The sequence below is a fragment of the Sphingomonas sp. VDB2 genome (assembly GCF_047946695.1).
Classification (GTDB): Bacteria; Pseudomonadota; Alphaproteobacteria; order Sphingomonadales; family Sphingomonadaceae; genus Sphingobium; species Sphingobium bisphenolicum.
In genome coordinates this window covers 2545662-2562750 of sequence record NZ_CP159615.1, presented here as the reverse complement: position 1 = coordinate 2562750, position 17089 = coordinate 2545662, and the positions used below count along the sequence as shown (strand labels likewise).

Here is a 17089-nt window from a genome sequence, read left to right as displayed (position 1 = left end):
CCAGCCCGCTGCCCACCTCGCCCAGGAGCCTCCCCATGCATCGTGACACTCGCCTCGCCTTCAACGCCTATCTGGCCCAGATCGCCCGTCTGAGCGGCGTGCCCAACGCCACCGACAGCTTCTCAGTCGCGCCCTCGGTCCAGCAAAAGATGGTGGAACTGATCCAGAAATCGAGCGCCTTCCTCCAGAAGATCGCGTTCGAAACCGTCGTCAATCAGGAAGGCGACAAGGTCGGCGTCGGCGTCACCCGTCCGCTGGCGGGGCGCGTCAACACGCGCGGCGGCACGCGCCGCACGCCCACCGATCCGACCGACACCAGCGATGGCGGCCGTTATCGGTGCGAACAGACCTTTTACGATCATGCCATTTCGTGGGAACGGCTCGACGCCTGGCGCCATAAGCCCGAATTCCAGCAGCTGGTCCGCGACGTCATCCTCAAGCGCCAGGCGCTCGATCGCATCACCATCGGTTTCCACGGCACCTCGGTCGCCACCGCGACCGATCTTGTCGCCAATCCGCGCCTGCAGGACGTCAACAAGGGCTGGCTGCACAAAATCCGCACCTACGCTCCCGCGCGCGTGCTGGACGATGGCGCCCTGACCAGCAGCGGCAAGGCGATTTATGTGGCCGACAGCAGCGACGCCACCAAGCGTGACTATGTCAATCTGGACGCGCTGGTGAAGGACGCCAGCACCCTGCTGGATGACTGGCATCAGGATGCCGACGATCTTGTGGTGATGATCAGCCGCGACCTGGTCCACGACAAATATATGCCGATCATCAACAAGGCCGGCGACACCCCGACCGAGCAGTTGGCGCGCGACGCCATCCTGCGCGCGGCCAATCAGGTGGGCGGCTTCCCTGCCGAGCGCGTGCCCGACTTCCCGACCTCGTCCATCCTCCTCACCAGCTACAAGAATCTGGCGATCTACGAGCAGGAGGAATCGCGCCGCCGTTACCTCAGGGACGAACCGGAACTGACCCAGATCGCCAACTATGAAAGCGTCAATGAAGCGTTCGTGGTCGAGGATTACGGCAAGACCGTCCTCATCGAAAACATCGTCATGGGGCCGAAGCCGGCCTGATCGCCGGCAGCCGCCCCAACGCCAAACCGCCCAACTGACAGGACACGCAATGAGCCTCGCTCGACGTCACCGGGAAAAGATTCTCGCTGCCCAACATGCTGCGGCCGTCCTCGATTTTGTGGCGGCTGCCCCCGATGCCGCTCCTCTCCCGGCATCGGGGGCCAATATCTCCACGCCCGCCGATCGCGCCGCCGCGCAGATCGCGCTGCGCCTCACCCATGATCTTCGTCGCCTCAAGGAAATCCGCTCCATCGATCTCAAGATCGCGGCCAAGCGCGAGATGCTGCCCGAATATCAAAGCTGGGTTGCCGGCCTGGTCGCGGCCGATGCGGGTGTCGGATCGGGTACCGCCGCCGAAGTGCTGCCCACCATCATGGTCTGGCTGATCGACACCGGCGCCTATATGGACGCGCTCGATCTCGTCCCTTTCATGTTCGCGCACCGGGTCGCGATGCCGTCACGCTACCAGCGCGACGCCGCCACCATCGTCGTGGAAGAAATCGCGGACGCTGCCAACAAGGCCCAGGGCGCTGGCGCGGCCTTCCCGATCGACATCCTTCTGCGGGTCGAGGATCTGACCGACACGCACGACATCCATGATGAGGTGCGAGCCAAGCTGTTCAAGGCCGTTGGCACTGAGCAACTGACAGAGGCCGAAGATATGGAAGCCGGGCCGGCAGCGCTCGCTGCCCTCACGGCCGCGCGCGACAGCCTGCGCGAGGCCCAGCGCCTCCATAGCCGCATCGGCGTCAGCACCAAGATCAAGAAGGCGGACAAGCTGATCGCGGCCAACCTGGCCGCCTTTCCGCCCGAATAGCTCGCCCCCGGCGCTCGGGGGCGGATCGCGCGAGACGGGAGGCCTTCGGGCCACAGGGCCGCCTCTGCCCCGATCCTCACCCCCGTAGGCCGGTTGGCCGAAACAAGAGGACCTTCACCATGTTCGATCTCATTTCCGCCTTTCTCATAGTCGCCGCAATGGCGATCGGCTTTATTGCCATGCTCATCCAATGGCCAATGGCTGCCGCTTATGGATGGACGGCCATGCCAGTGAGAGGCGCATGCTGCGCCGAACGCATCTGCGGCGCCATTCTCATAGGTTGTCTGGGCTGCATGCTGATTAAGCCGGCCTTCCTCTGGGGCTTGGCGAACACGCCCATTCTCATGTCACTGGCCGGCTGCCTGCTCGCCCTCTGGATCTTCCATCTTGCAAACCGCGCCTGGGACCGGATCTATGTTCGATCGACGCTGACTGTGGGCACGATGATTGCCCTTGGTGGGGCCTTATTCTGCGCCTCGACGGTTCTCCTCGCCAGAAGCATCATGGCATGAGTTTCGTCGCGCGTCCGCCCTCGTCAGAGATCGAGGCACCGCCTGCAGCGGAACCCCTCATCATCAATGATGGCTTTTTCCCCGACATCGATCCAGCCCAGGTGCGCGACGTCGCGCGCATCCCGACCAGCATGACCCCGCCGCGCCTTCGCGCCGCGATTATCGGCGCGATCATGACCGTGCTGGCGGATCTGCGCGCCTTTGCCGCATCCTCGATCGCGGCAGGCCACGCCACGCTGGCGGCGGTGCCGGCGGCGCAGATCGACGGGGCCAGCGTGCGCGTCCACGCTTACCGGCGCGCCACTGCCTTGTTTGCCAAGGCCGAACTGATCGAGCGCCATCGCGACTTCGACAGCACGGCCGCCGGCGCGAATCAGGCCAGCGAACTGGAAGGATCGGTCGCGGATCTGCGCCGCGACGCTCAACATGCGATCCGCGATATTCTGGGCCGCACCCGCACCACGGTCGATCTGATCTGATGGCGGCAGCAAAGCGCCTGGTAGCGCAGCAGGGCGACATGCTCGATCTGCTCATCTGGCGCGAGGCCGGGCTTGGGCCGAGCGAACTCACCCGCGTCCTCAATGCGAATCCCGGCCTGGTCGACAGTGGCGCCGTGCTGCCGCTCGGCACGGTCGTCATCATTCCCGCTACCGCCGACGCCGTCACGACGCGCGTGCGCCCCCTCATCCAACTTTGGGACTGATATCATGGACACGCGCACCTTTCTCCAGTCTGCCGCTGAAATCGTCGGCTCGCTCACGCCCTCTTTGATCGGATCGGCCGTCGCCCAGGCCTGGAAGCCCGCCCTGCCGTTCCGTCAACGCTTCGTGCAGTGGATCGTGGGATCGACGGTCAGCTATTATGCAACGGTCGGCATCATCGCCGTGACGGGCTGGAATGGCTTCGTCGCCCAGTCGATCGCCTTCGCCATCGCCCTCATCGCCTTTGACGCCACGCCCCGGATCATGCGTGCCGCCGCCGACGCGCTGGCCGCGATGCCCGCGCGCCTGGCCGACCGCTACTTCCCGAACAAGGACTAAGCCCTATGCAACTGTCCCCCAACTTCACCCTGGCCGAATTCACCGCGTCTGCCACTGCTGTTGCCCAGCGCATCGACAACACGCCTAACGCCGCGCAGATCGCGGCGATGAAGATGCTGTGCGCCAAGGTTCTGGAGCCATTGCGCGCCCATTTCGGTCGGCCGGTCCATCTGTCGTCGGGCTTCCGCACGCCCAAGCTGTGTCTGGCCGTAGGGTCGAGCGTGGATAGCCAGCACGCCAGGGGCGAAGCGGCGGACTTTGAGATCCCCGGCATCGACAATGTCACGATCGCCCGCTTCATCCGCGACCGCATGGCGTTCGACCAGTTGATCCTTGAAAACTATGTGCGCGGCCAGCCCGATAGCGGCTGGATACATGTCAGCTATCGCGACGGTCGGTTGCGCAAGGATGTCCTGACCTATTCGCGCCGCACCTATTTCAAGGGGTTGCTGGCATGACGCTCGGCCTCTCTCATATTGCGCTGGCGGGCGTCGTTGCCGCCTGCTTCGCCGGCATCGGCGGATACGCCTATGGCGTCGATATTGGGATCGCCCAGGAACAAGCTGCGCAGCGGCGTGCCGATGCCCAGGCCGAGAAGGCGCGCCAACAGGTGCAGCGCAGGATCGATGCATCCGCAGAAGATCATCAGGCCAAAGAGCAGACCCGCCAGTCCGACGTCAGGGAAATCTACCATGAAAGTCAGAAAGTCATCGACCGCCCGGTCTATCGCAACGTCTGCATTGATGCTGACGGCGTCGGCCTGCTCGACCGCGCCGCCGCCACGGCCAATGCCGATGATATCTGGGGCATTGCTGGCGACACCCGCCCGATTGCCGATCGCCCAGCGGACTGACACTGGCCAGATGACCGGCGCGCAGTGCCAGGGCAGCCTGATCAGCCTCTATGACGTCGCGGGCCAGATCCGCGCGACCCTGATCGAATTGCAGGATCAGGTGCGCATCGCGCGCGGGGCCGACTGACATGCGCAAGGCCGACAGTCTGCGGCGATGGCTCACCGCCTATCTGCCCGATCTCAAAACCCATCCCGATCGCCTGCAAATCTATGTCGAGGGCGGCCGCATCGCCGCGCGTCGATCGCGCAGCCTGTCTTTCGTCTACCGCTACACGCTCAAAGTCGGGATCTGGGACTTTGCCGGCGACCCCGATCATATCATGGTCCCCATGCTCGCATGGATCGAAAAGGAACAGCGCGAACTGCTGCGCCGCGACGACAGCGACCCGTTCGAATTTGAGGCGGAATCGCTCGACGGCGACGTGTCGGACATCCTGATCTCGATCGACCTGACCGAACCCGTGCTTGTCCTGCCCCGCGCGGACGGCACCGGCTATGATATCGAACATCCGCCCGAACCAGACCTGACCGACGCCTTCGCCGGCGTCTCCGCCTCGTTCCAGCAGGCCTTCGCCAACGATGACCCGATCGTGCCGTGAATGACGATCTGGCCGAACTGGAGCAGATCGCCGGCGCGCTGATCCGCAACCTGTCATCGACCCAGCGTCGCACCCTCATGCGGCGCATGGCGCGCGACCTTGCTTTGTCCCAGCGCCAGCGCATCGCTGCCCAGAAGCAGCCGGACGGCTCGGCCTTCGCGCCGCGCAAGCAGAAGGACGCGCCTATATCGGGTCGTGGCGCGACATGTTTTCTCTATCCGTCGGGCGGCGGTGGCGAACCGCGCCGCGTCATCATGAAAAGTTTCACCTGGGCGACAGGACGGATGATGACCGGCTTCGATATCGAGGCAGGCAGCATACGATCGTTCGACTTTGACAAGATCGTCAAATGGCTGCCGGTCCCTGATGAATATCGCAATGCGGGTGGCGGCACATTACGCCGGCGCGGCGGCCTGCGGCGCAAGGCTATGTTCCGCCGCCTGGCCTCGGCCCGCCATCTCCGGTCGCAAGCAACGGATCAGGGCTTTTGGGTCGGTTTTTCCGGCAAGGCGGCGGCCGTCGCCAATGTCCACCATTATGGCTTGCGCGATAGGCCGTCATTGCGCGCCAAATCGGTCGCCTATCCTGCACGCGAGTTGATCGGCGCGACGGACGTTGACCGGGAAGCGATGCTCGATCTGCTCTACAGCCATATGGTCGAAGCCTGAAATCATCCGTCCATTTGTAGAGGCCGCCTCTACAAATGCAGACGATGGCGCGCGACGGGTTGACCGGATGACAAGGCCGCCATGGCCGATACCACCTTCACCGCCGTTGACCTTTCGCGCCTGCCTGCGCCCGACGTGGTCGAAGCGCTGGATTTCGACACGATCCTTGGCCAGGCCATCGCGCTGATGAAGGCGGAAATGCCGGATTTCGAGGAGCGGGAGAGCGATCCGGCGACCAAGCTGCTGCGCGTCTTCTCCTATGTCGCGCATCTGCTGCGGCAACGTATCAACGAAGCGGCGCGGGCCGTCATGGTGGCTTATGCCAATGGCGCAGATCTCGATAATCTGGGCGCGCTGTTCGGCGTCACTCGCTTCACCATCACGCCGGCGGACGATGCACTAGGCGTCGCCGCCGTCATGGAAAGCGACACTGACTTTCGCCGACGCATGGTGCTGGCGCCCGAAGGCTATTCGGTTGCCGGTCCCGAAGGCGCCTATATCTTCCATGCCCTCTCTGCCGATCCAGACGTTCTGGACGCCAGTGCGACGACGCCTCGCCCTGACAGCATCCGCCAGCTGGTCCAGTCGGTGCTGGCCGACCATGATGCTTCTGCCGAACTGCGCGCCGCCATGGTCGCCGCGCTCGACGCTGCCATCTGGCCCGGCCAGGTCATTCTGTCAGTCCTGTCTCGTAGCGGCGATGGTCAGGCGTCGGCCGATCTGGTCGCCAAGGTCGAGGCCTATCTTTCGGACGATATCCGCCGCCCGTTGACCGACGCGGTCACGGCCCAGTCGGCCACGATCGTCACCTATGCGATCGTAGCGACGGTCATCACCTTTCGTGGCCCCGATGCGGCCCTGGTGCTTGCGACGTCGCGCGCGCGCCTCGACGCCTATATCGCCGACAGCCACCGGCTGGGCCGCGACATCACCCGATCGGGCATCATCGCGGCCTTGCACGTCGCAGGCGTTCAGAATGTGGTGCTGACCAGTCCTGCCGAGGATCTGAGCATAACCCGCCAGCAAGCGCCGCTGTGCATCGGCGTCACGATTACGCATCAGGGGGATGGCGAATGAGCTATCCCAACCTGCTGCCGCCCGGTTCGACCCAGCTTCAAAAAGCCCTGGAACAGGTCGCCGCCGGCGTCCTCGACATCCCCGTCCCCTTTCGCGACCTGTGGTCGCCGACAGATTGCCGGATCGAAGATCTGCCATGGCTGGCCTGGGGGCTGTCGATCGACATCTGGGATTCGAACTGGTCCGAGCAGCAAAAGCGCGATGCCGTCGCCGACGCTATCAGCTTTCAGCGGCGCAAAGGCACGCCGGCATCGTTGCGCGTTGTCCTCGATCGCTTCGACACGCTGATCGGCATCGTCGAATGGTCCCAGGATCGGATCAACCTCGATCCCTATTCCTTCCGCCTGGAACTCCCGCTCGTGGCGGAAAGCGACGTCATTTACGATGAAGCGCTGGTTGGCCAGATCCTGCGCGACATCGCGCAGGTGAAGCCCGCGCGTGCCGTGATGCAGGCGGTTTTCCGCCTTCGCGCGGCGGCGGCCGCCTGGCTGCTGTCGGCGGCCAGGCTGGGCGACATGCTCCGCTTCGAAGTCGCGGCCGACGTCACCACCGCCGGGCAGCCTGAATGGCTGTCCTATCTCCTCACATCCGATGGCGAGCCGCTGCAGACGGCCGCCGGCGCATTTCTGGAGGCTTGACCGCGTGATCCAGCTCATGATCACCACGGCCGGGCTTGATGCCCTGGTCAACGCCGGGTCCGGGGCGACAGAACCGATCCGCATCGTCTCTGTCGGCTTGTCCGCCAGCCATTTCGTGATGGCGCCCACGCTGACGGCCGTTCCCGGCGAAATCAAGCGGCTGACGTCGGTTTCGGGACAGTCGGCCAGCGAAACGATCATCCATATGACGGCGCAGGATACCAGCGCCGACATCTATGATCTGCGCGGGCTTGGCCTCTATCTCGAAGATGGCACGCTGTTCGCTGCCTATAGCCAGGCGGAGCCGATCGTCCGCAAAGTGTCGATCGCCTTCTTCCTGCTCGCCCTCGACGTCGCATTTGCGAACGCGGTGCAAGGGGAGATCGTCTTTGGCGACACCAGCTTCCTGCTGCCGCCCGCCACCGAAACGGTGAAAGGGTCGATCGAGATCGCCACCGCTGCCGAGGCGGCGGCAGGCACCGATCATGAGCGCGCCATCACGCCGCTCACCCTGCAGCAGCGCCTCGCCACCCTGTCTCAGGCGCTGAACGCGGCGATTGCAGCGCTGGCGGCGGAAACCGACGCGTACCTGAGCGCGCTGGCATCGGGTGTCGACGCCTTGCTCGCTGCACTGGTGGGGCGGACCATCACCGGGGGCGGCCTGGTCACTGGCGGCGGCGATCTGAGCGCCAGTCGCGTGCTGACCGTGCCGCGCGCGACGGTCGCGGATCTGGTCGCCGGCACATCGAACGATGTGGCGATAACCCCGCTGATCCTGGCCGGCATGACCAAATATCTGGGGCAGAACGGCTATTGCCCCATCCCCGGCGGGCAGGGGCTGATGCTGCAATGGGGGCGGTTCACCGCGTCATCCAACAGCACCAGTTCCACCCTGTTCCCGCTCGCCTTCCCATCCGCCTGCCTCGCCGTCGTCCCGGCCGGCGGCGTCAGCGGGGGCGCGGACAGCCAGGACAATCCGCCCGTCCTTGTCGAGAGCAGCATCAGCCTGACGGGCTTTTCCGTCTTCTCGGCCGACGATTCCAGCGCGGGTATGCGCTATATTGCGGTGGGCCTCTGACATGCAGATTTTCTATTCCGCGCAGTCCGCGGGCTTCTATGCCGATGGCATCCATGCCGCCATTCCCGCCGATGCGGTGAAGATCAGCGGCACCCGCCATGCCGAACTGCTGGCCGCCCAGGCGGACGGCGCGGCGATCGTCGCGGGCCATGATGGACGCCCGAAGATCCAGCGCGCGAAGCCCACGATCGATGCGCGCCGCGCGGCCGCCATCCGGCATGTGAAGCGCGAGGCGGCGCGCCGTATCGAAGCGGTAGCGCCGGTCTGGCGACAGCTGAACGACCAGCGCGCGCCATCGGCGCAGGGCGAAGCGCGCTTCGCGGCGATCGACGCCCTGCGCGCCGCGTCCGATCATATCGAGGCGGCGATCCTTGCCGCCGGCACGGCCGATCTCGACGCCCTGGACATCGCGCATCATCCCTTCTGGCCGGTGGACTGACCATGGCGAAAATCAACGACCTTCCCATTCGGGCGAACCCGACCGGTGCCGATCAGATCATCATTGAGGGAGACGACGAAACGCAGCGCGCTTCGGCGCAGGCGATCATCGATGCGGTGGTGGATGCCCGCTTTGAAGACGCGACCGACGCGCTGGCGGTCGAGGCGGCGGCGCGCGTTGCGGATGTCGCCGCCGCCAGGGCCTATGCCGACAATCGGGTGGGCGAAGAAGCCGTCGCGCGCGATACCGCCATCGCAAGCTATGTCGCGCCCGTGATTGACGAGGTCAGTCAGCGCCTGCGGATCGACGCCAAGGTGTTGCCGACCGACATGGGCGGGACGATGGACCGCAATACGGGATATATGTCCCCGGCGGACCTGAAGACCTTCATGGTTCGCCCCGACCGGCCGATGGATGCCAGGACCATCATGTTCCGGCCGCTTATCAACGACCTGCTCAACAAGGCGGGTGGCGGCCATGCCATCTATGCGCCGCTCGAATATGTCTTCGTCCACGCCCCCATATTGGGCCTCAAACAGGGCTACATGCCCGCAAACGCCGCCAGCACGGAATTTCCCGGCTATGTGAAGTTCACTTTTGACAGCGTCGCTCCCGGCATTGCGTCCACGCTCTATTTTGCGGTGGAACCCTCCCGATACGACATCGCTACCCATGCGGCGCAGCCGGATGCGACGGGCGGCTATGTGCCGCTTCTTGATATCTGGGGAACGGTCGTGTCGCCCTATCCCGGCGTCAACGTCGTCCTTTACGACGATGGCCTCCTCGATCCCTTTTCCCCCATCATCGGCCCCGACCTGTTTCTGACCGATCAGGCGCGCCCCATCTATCCCGCCAATCTCTTCGCCGATCGCGCGGCGCAATCGCCCATGGTGTCGCTGTCGTCGGACGCGGGCTTCGCGGCGATGCAGGCCGGCGGCAGGATCATGCTCGACCCGGCCCGGATCGCGACCAGCTTTTCCGTGCGCGCCGTCCGCCAGGTGCAGAGCGCCAAGCTGCGCACCCGCGCGCTTGTCGTGCGCAAGCGCCTCAGCGCCCTGACCGGCACGGCGAAGATATGGGCGCTGGGCGACAGCATCCTCAACCGCATGACGCTCGCCCTGCTCAACGCGGCGCTGAGCGCCAAGGGCGGCATGGTGACCTGGCATGGCACCATCAACAGTTCGGAAAATCCCGATTGGCAGGATTTTGCGGGCGGGCCGCCGGGCGAAGGGCGCGAGGGCTGGTCGGCGGCCAACTATCTTGGCCTCAGCATGACCGTGGGTGGCGAGGCGATCCAGCCTCTCGCGGCGGGTGACGAAGCCACATATGCCGGCCTAACCAAGGCGCAGAAGCGGCTCATCAATCCCTTCCTGCGCCTGGCCTCGGAATCGGCCTCGCAGGCGCCCGTCGTCACGATCGGCGGCATCGGCTATAAATTCGATCTGGCCTTTTACGCCACGCGCTTCGCGATCCCGGCGATGGATATCGTGCTGCTCAACCTGGGCATGAACGACCTGTTTCAGGGGTCGGCGCAGTTCGCCGCCAACCTCTCCGCCATCATCGCCGAAATCCGCCGCGCCCAGCCTTTGGCCCGGATCGTCCTTTGGGCCACCACGCTGCCCTTTGGTTCGACCGCCTATGCCCAATATGCCGCCGGCTGGGCGACGATCCTGCGGACCATCGTGGAACGGGTGACGGCGCTGCGGGCCGCCGGCGACAGCAACATCTTCCTGTGCAGCGCCTGGGCCTATCAAGACCCGGTTGCGGGATGGAAGCTGACCGATGCCGGCACCGAGGCGTCGGGCATCAAGGACTCAGAATTGGCCGACTATATCCATCCCTATGGGGTGGCGCGGCAGCAGCACGTTGACGCGCTGGCGGACGCGCTTGCCAATCTGTGGCCCGGCAATGGCGATCCGGCGGCCGGCCCGCGCTTCTGGGGCGCCAGTTCCAAATCCGCCCTGACCGCCTCGGAGGTCGCCGCGCTGCCCTATAGCGACCAGGCCGCCAATCGCATGAAGGCATTCAGCGTCGATGGCGGCGGCGATGCGGGCCAATATATCTATTACGCCTATCCCGCCGACTTCGGCGCGCCCGCCGCCTACCGGCTCTTCGGCTTTTACGACGGCTATGCGGTCCAGACCCTCACCGTCGCCACCACGGCCGGAAACCGGCCCTACACCGTCCTGCGCTCAACCAACCCATTGATCGGCATCGTGCCGGTGGAGCTAGCATAATGCCCCCTTTGCCAAGCAAGATCGAACCCGCTTTCGTTGGACCTGCTCTTGATGCCGATCGCGTCGGCGACGCCGGCGGCATGGTGATGATGAAGCAGGTTGAGCGGGACCAGGCGACGATCATCCGCGCCGGCGCGATGCCTGTCGGCCGCCGTCGCCCCTCCCGCGTCCGCGCACAGTTTTTCGGCGATGACGGGCGCACCGCCTTCTACATCGACCGCGCCGACGTCACCAATGTCTATCGGCTCAGCTTCATCAACACCCACTCGCGGCGCCCGAGCCGCTATGCCTTCGCCATTGAAGGTGAGGCTGGCGGCATCGGCATGTATGTCGATTGGGCGGCGAGAATAGGCGCGGCCGGAATCAATCTGTTCGCCCCTCCGGTCAAGCATCGCCGCCCGTCGCGCTATGTGTCCGCGATCGAGGATCAGGACGGCAACGCGATCCTGGGCATAGACAAGGACAGGCGCATTGCCGCCGCCTTCAACAGCGTGGGCCTCGCCCGGCTGGCTGACGATTTCGGTACGGTCGATAGCTGGCGCGGCACCGAAAACCGCGCCTTCGTCCGCACCGGCAAGCAATTTGTCCGCGCCATGCTGACCGATCCCGATGGCACCATCTTCGACGCGGTGCAGCTTCGCTACGGCAATCTGGCGACGGCGGTAGCGGTGGGGCCGGTGGAGATCGTCATCGGCATCGGTCAGAGCGGTCGCGGCGGCGGTTCCGGCAATGAGGAACTCGCAACGCCATTCCAGAAGGTCGACAATCCGCACCATATCCTTGCGCTGTCGCGGCCGACCGGCGTCGGCAACACCGACTTCTATGGTGACCAGACCTATGCCTGGTCCGAATTTTCAGAACTGACGCCATCGGTCCATCGGCCTAATTATGCGCTCGCGCCGACCATCCTCCATGCGCAGGCGCGCGTCGCGGTTGATCGCCGCGCACGTCGCCGTAGCCCGGCCATGGGTGTTATCGCCTCATGGCGCGGCTCCTATCCAGCGGGCAACTTCCTGCCGGGTGCGGGCTATTATCTTTATGAAAATGCGATTGCGGGCATTGCCAAGCTGAAGGAGAACCTTGGGCGCTATGGATTTGTCGGTGCCGTCTGCAAGCGCATCCTTTGGACCCAGGGCGAGGCCGGGCCTTATCCTTATGCGACGGTCTTCGGCCAGGTGATCGACGCCTATGTGTCCGGCGTCCGTTCGACGCTGGGCCAGAGCTTCAACCCGCATTTCTACTTCAACCAGATCAACCAGACCGCCGGCGATTCGACCGCGTCGGGTGTGGAACTGGATCAGCGCTCGGTCGCGGTCGCGCGGCTGGGATCGGTCACCTGCACCGGCCCCATGTATCAGGCCGAGATGTTCCCCCAGGGGCCGACCAACATCCATGCCGGCAATGTCGGCCGCATGATGGTCACCGAAGCCGAAGCTGAGGCGGCGGCGATTGTAGAAGCTGGCGGCACCTTCCGCGCGCTGGGGCTGGTCGTGACGATGGTGCGCACCGGCGCGCAGATCGACATCACCTTTCCCAACATGCCCGGCCCGCAATTGCTGGTTGATGGCGACATCGTGCCCGATCCCGGTTCGAAGGGCTTCAATTGCTTCCTGGCCGCTGATGGCACGCCGCTCACCATCAACGGCGTGGCGATCGTCGGGACCAATGTCCTGCGCCTGATCCTATCGGCCGATCCCGGTGGGCCGGTCCGGGTCGATTATGCCCGCGACACTGGCGCGGCGACCGCCCTGTGGGCGCGCGGGCGCGGCAACATCTATGTCGCGGGCGGCCCGTCCAGCTTCACCGCTTACGGCACTCCGGCGAAGGTCCGCCACTACGCGCTCCGCATGAGCGAAATCACCCCCAGCTAAAGGACAAGTCTCATGAACATGCTGCGCATTGCCGGCAACTTCTCCGCCTCCGGCCTTCCCTCCTTCGGCACCATTGCCGAAGAATTGCTCGCCCGATCGGAACTGTTCGACTGGTATCAGGCCGACCCGGAATTCGGCGCGCACGTCACTGATGGCAAGGTCGACACGATCCTCGGTCAGAAGGGCGCTGCCTCGCTCGTCCAGGCGACGGCCGACAACCGGCCCGCCTATGCCGAGAATGCCCTCAACGGCTATCCCGCTGCTGTGTTCGATGGCGCGAACGACCGGCTGGTCTGCTCGGTGCAGCGCAACTTCACCCTCGCCCACGGCCTGGCCGTGATCGCCCGCAGCGGGGACACCACCTATCCCGATGTCATCCTGTCGGCCAACTCCTCCAGCTTGCCCGAATATATCAGCTTCGCCGCCGGCGGCCTCATCAACTTCGTGCAGGGGAACAAGGCGCTGACGCTGCCGGCCGCCGCGTCGGGCGATTGGAATGTGATCGTCACCTCCGCCAATGGCGCGGGCACGCTGCGTCTCTGGGTCAACGGCCGATATATCGAGGCCACCGGCGGCAATAACAGCACGATGACGTCTGCCGCCCTGATCGTCGGCGCCCTCAACAATGCCGGTTCCAGCATCATGACCGGGTCGGTGACCGACGTCATGCAGTTTGACGGCGATATCCTCGCGGGGGCCGCGCCGGTACTGGACCTGGTCCGCGATGTGGCGGACTTCACTTATGGATTGCGGTTCTAACACGGCATCCCAGATCGAGGAGCAGCGGCAGATGGCTGCCGGCCGGGCGCTGGTGAAGGTGATCCAGAGCCGCAAAGAAAGTGACCCCGACGCCGTGGGGGGGGGGTGCGTCGGGGCCGATCGAAGGTTGTCCCGCGCCTCGGGGGGAAGCGGAGACGCCCTGACGAAGAGGCCGAAAATCATAAGAAAAGGTTAAAAGCCTACCCTCTGTTCAAATAAGGCGGGAGGGATCGCCATATCGGCGACCCTGCCGCGCGCCGCGATGAAGGTGTGCGACAGGATCAGGCGGGTGATACCACGCGACCAAGGGCAAACAATAGACCGTCAGCCTTAAAAATGCCCCGCCTCTGTCGGGGGGTGAAGAGGCGGGGCAAGGGGGTCTTTCGCGTGGAACGGGTAGTTCCATCCCGCATTACGCAGATGGTGGGATCTGGTTCCCGCTCCATTGCATCAAGTCGCTCGAACAATAACGAGTTTGACGATAACTGCCGCCTCGCACGCCCAGAATGATTTCAGCGATGTATGATCGTCACTGCCGACTGAGTGCTATGCCGTTCCGGTAATCCATCAGCTGATCGACCTTGGCGGCAATAGCTTGCCAAGCTGCTACGCCACAGAGATCGCCGGCAGCGGTCAGGCTGCCGAGCCGGTCGGCGACATGCATCGGGGCCTTGGCCCCATGCTGCTCGATGGCCTTCTGGGCGCAGGCCCAGATTTCCCAATCGCTCAATCCCATACATGTCCCCCAGCATTATGACCGTATTCGCGATTCGGCGATGTCAATGCGGCCTCGATATACTCTAGAAATGACCAGCACACTGATATTTGAGTGGATGGGTTAGAGTCGGCATATCCTATTCGCTCAGCCAGGCGTTTTCAGCCTCGTCCAGCCCCTCGAAATATTCATGCGCGACGCCAGCCTCCTGCAACCGCACGCGCAATTCTTCCGGCGTGCCGCTGGTCCGCAGGCTGGGGGTCGATCTAACCAAGGCCGCCAGCGCGCCAATCCAGTCGTCGCGCGCCACCTGCCCGAGAAGCCATATGCAGAAGCTATCATCCGTTCTGTCTGATTCCATGTGCAAGACCCCCATCCGCTTGGATTTTGGTTTCCTGCCATCATTGCTGCCGCACGTCGATAGGCGAAGACATTGACAGTGTGCCAGCCCTGCGCAGATTGTCTGATAGCGCGCGCCGGTAGCGCTGTTCGCGATCGCGCCAATCGCTTCGCCCAAGTTGATGGGCGATAGCGCGCGTCTGCGCCTTTCCGCATTTGTAGAGGCGGCCTCTACAAATGCAGGCCAATGCCACAACAGGCGGCGGGCGGCATGGTCGCCGCCATGGCGCATATTGCAGATCCCGAACGGCTGACCGGCGAAGTCCTTCGTTATGGCACCATCGCGTCGGTCGATCATGGCAACGCCAGCTGCACCGTCGAAAGCGGCGATATCATCACAGGAGAACTGCCCTGGGTCGCCCAGCGCGCCGGTGGACTTCGCACATGGTCGCCGCCCACAGTCGGCGAACAATGCCTGCTGCTCGCTCCCGAAGGCGATATCGCCTGCGGCCTGGTGATCGTTGGCCTATATTCCGACGCCTGTCCTGCGCCCTCGTCGGACCCCAATGTCACGATGCTCGCATTCCCGGACGGCGCGATCCTCTCTTACGATCATGCCGCCCATGCGCTTGCCGCTGTCCTGCCCACGGGCGGCACGGTCGATATCACCGCTGCCGGCGGCACGACGATCAACGGTCCTCTGACAGTCAATGGTCCGATCACCGCGACGGAAGACGTCGTGGGTGCAGGCATCAGCCTCAAGGATCATAAGCACGGCCAGGTGCAAGCGGGCGCTGCCGAGAGCGGGAAGCCTATCGCATGACCGGTATGGCTCGCCAGTCCGGCGCGACGCTCGATGGCGTCGATCATATCATCCAGTCTGTCAGCGATATCCTTTCGACGCCGATCGGCACCGTCGTCGGCCTGCGCGAATATGGTTCCCTGGTCCCTGCACTGATCGACCAGCCTATGACGCGCCCGAATCTGCTGCGCATCTTCGCTGCCAGCGCCACTGCGCTCGCCCGCTGGGAAGACCGCATACGTGTTCGCCGGATCGGACTGGTGGCCGGCGACCGGCCCGGCGCCGGCATCATCGCGATCGAGGCGCAACGCACCGAAACCGGGGCGACCGCCAGTCTTGCCCGCCTTCTCGTTCCACTCAACCGTTAGCCATAGGAGCCGCTTGTGCCCACGTTCAAACACGGCATCACCGTTACCGAGGTCACCAGCGGCGCGCGGACGCTGACGGCCGTTTCCACCGCGATCATCGGCCTGGTCGCCACGGCGTCGGATGCCGACGCGACCGCCTTCCCGCTCGATACGCCGGTGCTGATCAGCGACGTAGAGGCTGCCATCGGCAAGGCTGGCGTCGCAGGCACCCTTGCGCGCAGCCTGCGCGCCATCGCTGACCAGACCCGGCCAATCATCGTTGCCATCCGCGTCGAGGAAGGCGAGGATGCCGCCGAAACCGCCAGCAACGTCATCGGCACCACGACGGTCGATGGCGCCCGCACCGGCATGCAGGCCTTGCTGGCCGCTGTGTCGCAACTGGGCGTCGTTCCACGCATCCTCGGCACGCCGGGCCTCGAAACGCAGGCGGTGACCACCGCGCTCGCCGTCGTCGCCAAGAAGCTGCGTGGCTTTGCCTATGCCCGCGCGATCGGCGCGAGCGTGGCCGCTGCCAAACTCTATCGCGCCAACTTCTCGCAGCGCGAACTGATGCTGCTGATGCCCGACTTCCTCGCCTGGGACACCGAAGAGGCCGAGAATGTCACCAGCTTCGCCGCCGCGCGCGCCATGGGCCTGCGCGCGCTGATCGATGAAAGCACCGGCCCGCAAAAGACCCTGTCCAACGTGGCGGTGCAGGGCGTCGTCGGCCTCAGCCAGCCCATCCATTGGGATATCGAGGATCAGGACACCGACGCGGGCCTGCTCAACGCCTCGGAAGTCACGGCATTGATCCGCAAGAGCGCGGGCTTCTACTTCTGGGGCAATCGCACCTGTTCGGACGATCCGCTCTTCGCCTTCGAAAGCAGCGTGCGCGTGGCCCAGCTGCTGGCCGACACGATCGCCCATGGCATGGACTGGGCGGTGGACAAGCCGCTGACGCCCAGCCTGGCCAAGGACATCATCGAAACCGTCAACGGCCTGTTCCGCAATCTCAAGGCCGCCGGCGTCATCCTGGGCGCGGAGGCCTGGTATGATGAAACGGTCAACGGCATCGACAGCCTCAAGGCAGGCAAGCTGCGCATCCGCTACAAATATACGGTTCCGCCCCCGTTGGAGGATCTGGGTTTCTACCAGGAAATCACCGACGAATATTTCGCCGACTTTGCGTCCCAACTGACCGACGCCGGCTGAT

At 64.6% G+C, this 17089-nt stretch carries 22 protein-coding genes; 20 read left to right on the top strand and 2 right to left on the bottom strand.

The annotated features are described in order from the left end of the window. Nucleotides 1–35: 35 nt before the first annotated feature. The 17 genes from ABT375_RS12820 to ABT375_RS12740 all read left to right on the top strand — a co-directional run bounded on the left by ABT375_RS12820 (nt 36) and on the right by ABT375_RS12740 (nt 13673). Entirely contained in the window at nt 36–1085 is a 1050-nt protein-coding gene (locus ABT375_RS12820) for a phage major capsid protein, P2 family (RefSeq protein WP_416462814.1), read from the top strand. A 49-nt stretch (nt 1086–1134) separates the two neighbouring features. Continuing rightward, complete coding sequence (gpM, locus tag ABT375_RS12815) at nt 1135–1902, top strand: phage terminase small subunit (protein WP_416462812.1); 768 nt, start codon at nt 1135–1137, stop codon at nt 1900–1902. Between the two features lie 119 nt (nt 1903–2021). Continuing rightward, nucleotides 2022–2414, top strand: coding sequence for a hypothetical protein (locus ABT375_RS12810; protein WP_416462810.1), 393 nt, complete (start codon nt 2022–2024; stop codon nt 2412–2414). Continuing rightward, nucleotides 2411–2893, top strand: a complete 483-nt coding sequence (locus tag ABT375_RS12805; RefSeq protein WP_416462808.1) for a head completion/stabilization protein — start codon at nt 2411–2413, stop codon at nt 2891–2893. The genes ABT375_RS12810 and ABT375_RS12805 overlap by 4 nt, the downstream gene beginning before the upstream one ends. Then, a complete protein-coding gene (locus ABT375_RS12800; RefSeq protein WP_416462806.1) occupies nt 2893–3117 on the top strand; it encodes a tail protein X in 225 nt (74 codons plus the stop codon). The genes ABT375_RS12805 and ABT375_RS12800 overlap by 1 nt, the downstream gene beginning before the upstream one ends. Before the next feature lie 4 nt (nt 3118–3121). Further along, entirely contained in the window at nt 3122–3454 is a 333-nt protein-coding gene (locus ABT375_RS12795) for a hypothetical protein (protein WP_416462804.1), read from the top strand. Nucleotides 3455–3459: 5 nt separating this feature from the next. Then, nucleotides 3460–3912 (top strand): D-Ala-D-Ala carboxypeptidase family metallohydrolase, encoded by a 453-nt coding sequence (locus ABT375_RS12790; RefSeq protein WP_416462802.1) that lies wholly within the window; start codon nt 3460–3462, stop codon nt 3910–3912. Beyond that, entirely contained in the window at nt 3909–4307 is a 399-nt protein-coding gene (locus tag ABT375_RS12785) for a hypothetical protein (protein WP_416462800.1), read from the top strand. The genes ABT375_RS12790 and ABT375_RS12785 overlap by 4 nt, the downstream gene beginning before the upstream one ends. A 128-nt stretch (nt 4308–4435) precedes the next feature. Continuing rightward, nucleotides 4436–4906 (top strand): phage tail protein, encoded by a 471-nt coding sequence (locus ABT375_RS12780; RefSeq protein WP_416462798.1) that lies wholly within the window; start codon nt 4436–4438, stop codon nt 4904–4906. Then, nucleotides 4903–5574, top strand: coding sequence for a phage virion morphogenesis protein (locus ABT375_RS12775; RefSeq protein WP_416462796.1), 672 nt, complete (start codon nt 4903–4905; stop codon nt 5572–5574). The genes ABT375_RS12780 and ABT375_RS12775 overlap by 4 nt, the downstream gene beginning before the upstream one ends. A gap of 81 nt (nt 5575–5655) precedes the next feature. After that, on the top strand, nt 5656–6651 hold the full coding sequence (locus tag ABT375_RS12770) for a baseplate assembly protein (protein ID WP_416462795.1): 996 nt from the start codon (nt 5656–5658) through the stop codon (nt 6649–6651). After that, nucleotides 6648–7289, top strand: a complete 642-nt coding sequence (locus tag ABT375_RS12765) for a phage tail protein I (protein ID WP_416462793.1) — start codon at nt 6648–6650, stop codon at nt 7287–7289. The genes ABT375_RS12770 and ABT375_RS12765 overlap by 4 nt, the downstream gene beginning before the upstream one ends. A 4-nt stretch (nt 7290–7293) precedes the next feature. Then, nucleotides 7294–8367: a gp53-like domain-containing protein gene (locus ABT375_RS12760; RefSeq protein WP_416462791.1), complete on the top strand. Its 1074-nt coding sequence runs from the start codon at nt 7294–7296 to the stop codon at nt 8365–8367. A 1-nt stretch (nt 8368) separates the two neighbouring features. Then, complete coding sequence (locus ABT375_RS12755) at nt 8369–8806, top strand: hypothetical protein (RefSeq protein ID WP_416462789.1); 438 nt, start codon at nt 8369–8371, stop codon at nt 8804–8806. Between the two features lie 2 nt (nt 8807–8808). After that, the gene (locus tag ABT375_RS12750) at nt 8809–11043 is read left to right on the top strand and encodes an SGNH/GDSL hydrolase family protein (protein ID WP_416462787.1); all 2235 of its coding nucleotides are present in this window, start codon (nt 8809–8811) and stop codon (nt 11041–11043) included. Next, complete coding sequence (locus ABT375_RS12745; protein ID WP_416462785.1) at nt 11043–12914, top strand: hypothetical protein; 1872 nt, start codon at nt 11043–11045, stop codon at nt 12912–12914. Before ABT375_RS12750 ends, ABT375_RS12745 begins: the two co-directional genes overlap by 1 nt. Nucleotides 12915–12926: 12 nt before the next feature. Next, nucleotides 12927–13673 (top strand): hypothetical protein, encoded by a 747-nt coding sequence (locus tag ABT375_RS12740; RefSeq protein ID WP_416462783.1) that lies wholly within the window; start codon nt 12927–12929, stop codon nt 13671–13673. Between the two features lie 529 nt (nt 13674–14202). On the opposite strand, the gene ABT375_RS12735 is transcribed toward ABT375_RS12740, so the two are convergent. Together ABT375_RS12735 and ABT375_RS12730 are read right to left on the bottom strand one after the other, a co-directional pair. Beyond that, the gene (locus ABT375_RS12735) at nt 14203–14409 is read right to left on the bottom strand and encodes a DUF6961 family protein (RefSeq protein WP_416462781.1); all 207 of its coding nucleotides are present in this window, start codon (nt 14407–14409) and stop codon (nt 14203–14205) included. A 118-nt stretch (nt 14410–14527) separates the two neighbouring features. After that, the gene (locus ABT375_RS12730; RefSeq protein WP_416462779.1) at nt 14528–14749 is read right to left on the bottom strand and encodes a hypothetical protein; all 222 of its coding nucleotides are present in this window, start codon (nt 14747–14749) and stop codon (nt 14528–14530) included. A gap of 225 nt (nt 14750–14974) precedes the next feature. Here ABT375_RS12730 and ABT375_RS12725 point away from each other — a divergent pair, with 225 nt between their 5' ends. Genes ABT375_RS12725 through ABT375_RS12715 form a run of 3 tightly spaced genes read left to right on the top strand, consistent with a single transcriptional unit; the run spans nt 14975 to nt 17088 of the window. Then, nucleotides 14975–15550: a phage baseplate assembly protein V gene (locus ABT375_RS12725; RefSeq protein WP_416462777.1), complete on the top strand. Its 576-nt coding sequence runs from the start codon at nt 14975–14977 to the stop codon at nt 15548–15550. Beyond that, nucleotides 15547–15897: a GPW/gp25 family protein gene (locus ABT375_RS12720; RefSeq protein WP_416462776.1), complete on the top strand. Its 351-nt coding sequence runs from the start codon at nt 15547–15549 to the stop codon at nt 15895–15897. Before ABT375_RS12725 ends, ABT375_RS12720 begins: the two co-directional genes overlap by 4 nt. A gap of 15 nt (nt 15898–15912) precedes the next feature. Further along, nucleotides 15913–17088 carry a phage tail sheath C-terminal domain-containing protein gene (locus tag ABT375_RS12715; RefSeq protein WP_416462774.1) on the top strand — a complete coding sequence of 392 codons (1176 nt, stop codon included), beginning with the start codon at nt 15913–15915 and terminating at the stop codon, nt 17086–17088. Nucleotide 17089 lies beyond the last annotated feature (1 nt).